This is a genomic window from Candidatus Komeilibacteria bacterium CG_4_10_14_0_2_um_filter_37_10, assembly GCA_002793075.1.
In the GTDB taxonomy this organism is placed as follows: Bacteria; Patescibacteriota; Patescibacteriia; order UBA1558; family UBA1558; genus UM-FILTER-37-10.
The window spans coordinates 1-6,754 of record PFPO01000031.1 but is presented as its reverse complement, the minus strand read 5'-3'; the positions used below and the strand labels follow the sequence as shown (position 1 = coordinate 6,754).

The following is a 6,754-nucleotide window of genomic DNA, read 5'->3' as shown; positions in this document are numbered from 1 at the left end:
CACCTATATTTTTCTTCTTGTGTTGATTTTGGCATAGTTTTTGACATATAGCCCTAGTTTACTAGAAAGTGCAATATGTGTGTGCACATTACCGAAAAGACTTGACAGAATACAGCAAACGGTGTAAAGTGCTATATTAATTAATAAATTTGTATCATTAAAAAATAGAGGCACTCAATGTTCGTTAATAATTTTTCATTCATTAATTTATTTCTTGGTCTGTTGTTTTTATCATTATTTATTTTGCTCGGTGCACTTATTACCCTTAACCGTGTGAATAAAACAATCTGTTACAATAAGGATTGGAAAAAGGAAACACTGCATAAAATAATAAGTATCTTTGCACTGTTTTCTTGTGGTATTGTTTTGTATATTTGTTTTAGCTCGTTGTTTTTTGAATATGCTATCATAGTCGAGAATTCTTCCAGAAGGATGTATTCGAATGAACTTTATATTGTTATTCCTGATAATCAAGGAGTTAAAGCTTATGAAAATGGAGTTTATGTTTTGGAGTGGTCAGACTTTGTGCAACTACCCAAAAATATGATTGCGTGCTCATCAGTGCAACCAATAACAGATAACCCTAAAGTTCGGACACTTAAGTATGAAGTAGGTATTACTGTTACTGATCTAAACAAATTGTTTTATAGTCCAGAAAGACTAAGCCACAAAACGCATTATCAAGCTTATGAAATGGTAAATGGTATTGTTCAATATCAACTACATGAGTTTAATAATATTAATTCCAAGCAGTTATCCTTGTTCTATAATCCATATGAGAAGGAGCAACTGTTAGCGCTGGATAGTTTGATTAAAAACGAAATAAATCCACTTTTGGCTATCAACGGTTTGTCGATACACCTTAAATGGTTTGACGTGCAATAATTATGAAAAGAGTTGTCAGAATGGCAACTCTTTTATATTTGTTTTTTTAGCCAACCCCAGGGGTTGAAAAAAGTAGCTATTAATGCTAGAATTAAGCAAATTATTAATAATATTTTATCATGCAAGTTGAACAAAAAAAATTAGAAAAATCGCAGTTAGAATTAACTATTACCATTACCCCAATAGAAATGGATAAATGGGTGAAAAAAGCAGCAACTCATTTATCGGAGCACGGTAAGATTCCTGGTTTTCGTCCGGGCAAAGCACCTTACGAAACAGTAGTTAAAAACTTTGGCGAAATGAAAATTTATGAAGAGGCGCTGGATGATATTATTACTTTTTATTATTGGCAGGCAATTACGGAAAATAAAATTAACACCATTGGCCAACCGAAAATAGATATTGGTAAATTTGCACCGGGCAATGATTTGATTTTTACTGCCCAAGTTGCTTTGTTGCCAGAGGTGACAATTGGCGCCTATCAGGATTTACAGATTGAAAAAAAGAAAGTAGAGGTGAAGGCCGAGGAAATAGACAAAGTACTAAAAGAATTACAAGAGATGAGAGCAAAAGAAGTAATAAAATTATCAGCAGTAGAAATGGGCGATAAGGCGGAGATTAATTTTTCCGCCATAGTTAATGGTCAACCATTAGAGAATGGTCAAGCGGAAAAGTATCCTTTGGTTGTCGGTAACAAACAAATGATCCCATGCTTTGAAGAGCAGATTGTGGGTATGAGCGTTGGACAAGAGAAGAAGTTTACGATTAATTTTCCTACTGAGTATTATAAAAAAGAGTTAGCAGGTCAACCAGCAGAGTTTACTGTTAAAGTAATTAATGTTTACCGTCGGGAAATGCTAGAATTAAATGATGACTTCGCACAACAAGTGGCTGGAGCAAAGAGTTTAGCTGAGTTGCGGGATAAGGTGAAAGAAAACATGCAAGCGGAAAAGGATTTTAAAGAGGAGCAAAGATCAGAAGTTGAAATGCTAGAAAAAATTGTTGAACATACGTCTTTCGGCGATTTGCCAGAAATATTAGTACATAGCGAACAGCACAAAATGATTCATGAGTTGCAAGACTCAATTGAAGCACAAGGAATGGTTTGGGAACACTATTTATCTAGTATCAAGAAAGACGAGCATTCTCTGGAGCATGATTTTATTGAAGGCGCAATTAGACGAGTAAAGACCGCGCTAGTGATGCGAGAAATAGCAACGAAAGAAAACATTCGCGTAACAGAAGAAGAGCTATTGGCCGAAATCAAAAGATTATCCGATACTTATCGCGATAATGAAACAGCGCAGAATAATTTGCAGAGTGATGGTTATCGTAAATATATAGAAAATTCCCTGAATAATGAGAAAGTGTTACAATGCTTAAGAGAGCACAATATTAAGAAGTAACAGTTTTTTTCCAACTATATGTTAGTCGGTACGCACGCCTCAATTGCTGGCGGTTTTATTAACGGCCCGCAGTACGCTCAGAAAGTTGGCGCTGAAGTAATTCAGATTTTTTCACGGTCGCCACGAGGGGGAACGGCGCCATTATTAAACCAAAAAATCGCGTTAGAATTTCAGCAAGCGAGCAAAAAGTGTAATATTAAGGAGTGTTATATTCATACACCGTACTATATTAATCTGGCATCGAGCGATGAAAGAATTAGTAATAACTCTATTCGTATTATTCGTGAGGAACTAGACAGAGCGTCGATATTGGGAGCGCGTTATGTAATGACACACTTGGGTAGTGCTAATAATTTAAGTCGGCAAAAATCTTTATTACAAGTAATCGCTGGTCTGATAAAGATATTGCGAACATATCATGGTAGTGCCCAATTTTTGATCGAGAACTCAGCTGGTGCTGGTAATATTATCGGCGATAGTCTAGCTGAGATATCGTACATCATTAAAAGTACAGAAAAGAAATTAGCGAAGAAGAATGTTATTGGTGTTTGTTATGACACGTGTCATGGTTTTGCTTCCGGCTATGACATTAGAACCAAATCAGCATATCAAAAAACTATTAAGCAATTAGCTCAGCAAATTGGTCTGGCAAGAATTAAGTTGTTTCATTTTAACGATTCTAAAACAGAATTTAATGCGCGGCGAGATCGGCACGAACATATTGGCCAAGGCCAAATTGGCCAGGAAGGATTTAAACTTATCTTACAAGATAAAAGATTTGAAAAAGTTAATGCTATTTTAGAGACGCCAGCAGATGACCGAGGTAACGATATAATAAATATTAGACTATTAAAAAAATTAAGAAATAATTAAAACAATCGTTGACCAACGATTTTTTTATAAATAATGATATGAAAATAATAATCATCTCCGATATTCACGACAATATTCCCAACCTAATCAAGACATTAGCTTGGGCTAAGCAAAACTCTATTGATACTATATTTTGTTGTGGTGATTTAGGTTCGGAAGCAACATTTGATCATTTAGCCAAAAATTTTACTGGTCAAATATATGCGGTCTTAGGTAATATGGATACCGGTTATGTGGATTATGAAAAAATCAAAAACAAATACAATAACGTAGTCATTGGGCACAATGAGTTAATAATTGACATTGATCTTGGTAAAATACTATTAGTACATGAACCAAAGAGTTATCGGGCGCATTTAACCAATGAAAATATTAAGTACATATTTCACGGTCATACGCATAAGCCATGGCTAGAACAGCAATTCAAGAAGACTATATTGTGTCCAGGTAATCTAGCTAATCAGTTTTTTGCACCCGGTTTTGCTTATTGGGATACTGAGGTTAATAAATTTAAATTGATACAGGTTAATACTTTATAGTTTTGGTGCTAATATTGGCGCTTTAATCGACCACTGGGGTCGATTTTTTTCTAACCCCTGGGGTTGGCAGGCTTGACAGAAGTTTGTTTTAGATGTATAATAGCTTATTAAATAAGTTCCTTAAATTTTATGTAAAAAATAGAGGTTAAAAATGTTTTTTCTTAGTTTTGTACTTGTTGCATTGGGTTTATTTCTAAAGATATATTCTAATGCGATGCATGGTCGCAGAAGAGTTGGTCAGAGAAATGCCCCACGGATTTCCCATATTCAAAATTGGGTAATCCAATTGCATAATCTGTATCCACCATTACTACCAATTACTATCGCTACTGTAACACTATTTGTTTTAATGGCTGGGTTGATACACGGCACGTTTGCCACTGGTATATTGATTGGTGGATTATCATTCTTGATTGGTTGGCTAATACCATCCATCGGATCATCAACCAGAGAAAAGTTGATGAAAAATCCTTGGAAGCTGATAGTAGGATTACTCGTCGCCGTTTGGTTTTTAATAGATCCAGCCAGCTTTCAACAAGTAGTTGCACCAGCCATAGTAGTACTAGCTTTCTACTTGGTAATAAAATACTTTTTTAAAAAGCTAAAGATTTTTTAGTACCCACCTCTTTTATCAAAGCGTTATGGTTAAACCTTAACGCTCTCACCAGAGATCATTAAGTATTTAGTGATTTGTGATGAGAAATAAAAAAAGTTTTTTCACAACAAAATAGACACACTAGTGTCAAGGAGCAAAAATGAGTAATGTATTTATCAACGTCCCATTGAATATTGACGCATCAGGCGAATGCTTGATCGTTAACAATCAAAAGATCGATCAACCGCAGTTACGCGAAGCGGTATTGTTTGAGCCGCAGGAAATACCGGACAAGCTGGTTAAATACTGGCTATGTCAGGATACAAAAACGGCAGATTATTTGCGCAGCAAAAATTTGTTTAGCACTCGGTTTGGCAGCCTTGTGCAAATTAATTACCGAATTAACGGTAAATTCAATCCGCTAATCTGTGATTGCAAAGCCGTAGGTGCTTGCCTCTTGGTACTAGCTGTTATTGAAGCAGCAAGTAAACATAACCAAGTGAATGAATTCAAAAAGTTTATTCTCGGTAAAATGGACAGTCTTGTCCGCGATCGGCAGTACAGCAAGGTTTTTTTTCGATCCTCAACGGCCTTAACAGAACTTAAAGAGTTGGCATATGACGGAGAGTGGTTCGACGAAGAACGATTTTTGCACCATACCTGGCCGGCTTTCAAAGCAGTGGTTCGGGCGTTAAATTTTCAAGAACCTGTTTCCGAAAAGTAATTCACTGCAAGTCCACTTTATTAGGAGTATGTCATATGAATTTAGCACTAGTTCCCCTTGTTCTTGCTTTAGCAATAGTAGTTTTTCGTTACAGTGTCAAGGACAAAATTGATGGTACGCTAAATTTTTATATTGGCGCTACCGTTGGTACGCTCTTGTCATTCACAGTTGTTATATTGGCTATCACAGCAGCCATGGCAATTACTACTTTTATACTAAAAGTAGTAGTACCATTTTTGTTTCTTTACGTTTTCGTTTTTTTATTTACTTTCCCTTTTTTCAAAAAGAATGCAAAACGTGCATTGATTGCTAATATAATGGCAGTCTTAACAACATTAATTTAATCAACAAATCCGTCTCATAATTGGGATGGATTTTTTTTGGCAATATTTGCTATAATAATTAAATCAAGCAATTAATTACTACTATAGAATGTTAAATAAAAAATATACGGTTAAGGTGATTACTAGAGCCAGTCAAAATAAGGTGGTAGAATTAGTGAATGGAAGTTTGCGAGTATATTTAACAGCTGTGCCCGTAGATAATAAAGCTAATGACTCGCTGATAAAAATACTTGCTCAGCACTGGTCAATTAATAAAAGTAAAATAAGCATTCTTAGTGGTAGTAAAAGTCACAACAAAGTGATTGTGGTAGGGTAGCAAAGCGGCTTTACAAATTTTTATTATTTGCTATACTTTTTTTGCTCTTAATATAGAGTGTTATTATGCTTCGTTATTTGCGGGAATGCCCGCCGAAGCGTAGCGTAGGCGGGTGTAGTTCAGTTGGCTAGAACGTTTCCTTGCCAAGGAAAAGGTCGCCGGTTCGAACCCGGTCACCCGCTCCAACGTCATAATTTATCTCACAGCTGCGTGTATCGAGTCTAGCTCGATCCACTCCGCCGTTCAATAAATTATTCCTTTTAAAACATTCACTTTTCTTCATCAAAGTACCTTTGATTCAGACCAAGTGAATGTTTTTGTTATTAATTTAGGAGTTTGAGTAATTGACAAAAGCAGTGGGGCAGATTATTATATTAACGATAATTAAGGGCGAGTGGCGGAACTGGTAGACGCGATGGACTTAAAATCCATTGGGCTTAACACTCGTGAGAGTTCGAGTCTCTCCTCGCCCACCACGAAGTTTTATGTTTATATTATGACTTTGTTGATAACAAAGCCTTTGTAATTAGTAGACTAGTTTGATGGTGAGGAGCGAGTCAATTGTTTGACTCGTGTAGAGGCGAAGACGAGTCTCTCCTCGCCCACCACAGCACCATACGGTGCTGTGGGCACCACGTCATCCCGCCTCTCGCGAGAAGCGGGATTCCTCTTAAAAATACACTTAACCTCGTCAAGCAGAGCTTGATTCGGCCCAAGTGTATTTTTATTTTAGTTGTATTGATAACAAACCATTTTAATTAATAACCAACCCCATGGGTTGGTTATTAATTAATTCTTTTTCTCTAATATTAGGGCGTATATTAACCCCAGGGGTCAAAATATACTTGACAAAATATGGTAAATGATGTATAGTGCTATATTAATCAATAAATACCACGGTATCTATTGATTAAGGAAAGATTAGCAGGTCGGAATATAAGGATGGATTTATTTCTATCTTTTCCGCCCTAATACTTTCCACATGGAAAATTTATTATCTGGAGAGCTGAATTTATATTTCCGCCACAGGCGGAAGCTCTCCTCTCAGCTAATTAAGTTGTTAGTTGGTTGA

At 36.1% G+C, this 6,754-nt stretch carries 8 protein-coding genes and 2 tRNA genes; all 10 read left to right on the top strand.

The genetic code is table 11. From position 1 onward, the window contains the following. The first annotated feature begins 432 nt into the window (after positions 1–432). Entirely contained in the window at positions 433–885 is a 453-nt protein-coding gene (locus COX77_01740) for a hypothetical protein (protein PIZ99383.1), read from the top strand. Between the two features lie 116 nt (positions 886–1,001). Next, complete coding sequence (tig, locus tag COX77_01735; GenBank protein ID PIZ99382.1) at positions 1,002–2,291, top strand: trigger factor; 1,290 nt, start codon at positions 1,002–1,004, stop codon at positions 2,289–2,291. An 18-nt stretch (positions 2,292–2,309) separates the two neighbouring features. Then, complete coding sequence (locus COX77_01730) at positions 2,310–3,164, top strand: hypothetical protein (GenBank protein PIZ99381.1); 855 nt, start codon at positions 2,310–2,312, stop codon at positions 3,162–3,164. A 38-nt stretch (positions 3,165–3,202) separates the two neighbouring features. Then, the gene (locus tag COX77_01725; GenBank protein PIZ99380.1) at positions 3,203–3,703 is read left to right on the top strand and encodes a hypothetical protein; all 501 of its coding nucleotides are present in this window, start codon (positions 3,203–3,205) and stop codon (positions 3,701–3,703) included. A gap of 151 nt (positions 3,704–3,854) precedes the next feature. Further along, on the top strand, positions 3,855–4,319 hold the full coding sequence (locus COX77_01720; protein ID PIZ99379.1) for a hypothetical protein: 465 nt from the start codon (positions 3,855–3,857) through the stop codon (positions 4,317–4,319). A gap of 139 nt (positions 4,320–4,458) precedes the next feature. Beyond that, positions 4,459–5,022 carry a hypothetical protein gene (locus tag COX77_01715; protein ID PIZ99378.1) on the top strand — a complete coding sequence of 188 codons (564 nt, stop codon included), beginning with the start codon at positions 4,459–4,461 and terminating at the stop codon, positions 5,020–5,022. Positions 5,023–5,057: 35 nt separating this feature from the next. Next, positions 5,058–5,366, top strand: a complete 309-nt coding sequence (locus COX77_01710) for a hypothetical protein (GenBank protein PIZ99377.1) — start codon at positions 5,058–5,060, stop codon at positions 5,364–5,366. A gap of 88 nt (positions 5,367–5,454) precedes the next feature. Beyond that, positions 5,455–5,682, top strand: coding sequence for a hypothetical protein (locus COX77_01705; protein ID PIZ99376.1), 228 nt, complete (start codon positions 5,455–5,457; stop codon positions 5,680–5,682). A 108-nt stretch (positions 5,683–5,790) separates the two neighbouring features. After that, a tRNA-Gly gene (locus COX77_01700) sits at positions 5,791–5,867 on the top strand. A 203-nt stretch (positions 5,868–6,070) separates the two neighbouring features. Then, a tRNA-Leu gene (locus COX77_01695) sits at positions 6,071–6,158 on the top strand. Positions 6,159–6,754: the final 596 nt, after the last annotated feature.